The organism is Arthrobacter sp. (assembly GCF_030540645.1).
In the GTDB taxonomy this organism is placed as follows: domain Bacteria; phylum Actinomycetota; class Actinomycetes; order Actinomycetales; family Micrococcaceae; genus Specibacter.
Genome location: NZ_JAUNVV010000033.1, coordinates 32963 through 33297, shown reverse-complemented (window position 1 = coordinate 33297; position 335 = coordinate 32963). Strand labels below are relative to the sequence as shown.

The following is a 335-nucleotide window of genomic DNA, read 5'->3' as shown; positions in this document are numbered from 1 at the left end:
GGCGCAGGCAACAACTCCGGCGCTACCACCGGCGGGGAACTCTCCCACACCGGCGCCAACGGTGTGCTGCCGATCCTGGGCATCGCCTTCCTGGCGCTGCTTGGCGGTGCGGCAACCATCCTGGTCCGCCGCCGTCGCAACCACGGCTAGGCAAGTAAGGCCAAGCACTGAATAAGAAGGGCGTGGGACTTGAAGAAATTCAAGTCCCACGCCCTTCTTGTGTTTGGCCTCTGCTGACGGCGTGGCAAGCTGGCGGCGGGGCGGGTAAATTAAAAAACCCACGCCACCCAGGCACGCCCTCCACGCAAGGCCGGTCCCTTTTGCACGCCGCCAAC

General features: G+C 64.5%; 1 protein-coding gene. It reads left to right on the top strand.

Going from position 1 to position 335, the window contains the following annotated elements; translation table 11 throughout:
* On the top strand, positions 1 to 150 hold a 150-nt coding region (locus Q4P21_RS16340), incomplete at its 5' end, for an LPXTG cell wall anchor domain-containing protein (protein ID WP_369598877.1).
* Positions 151 to 335: the final 185 nt, after the last annotated feature.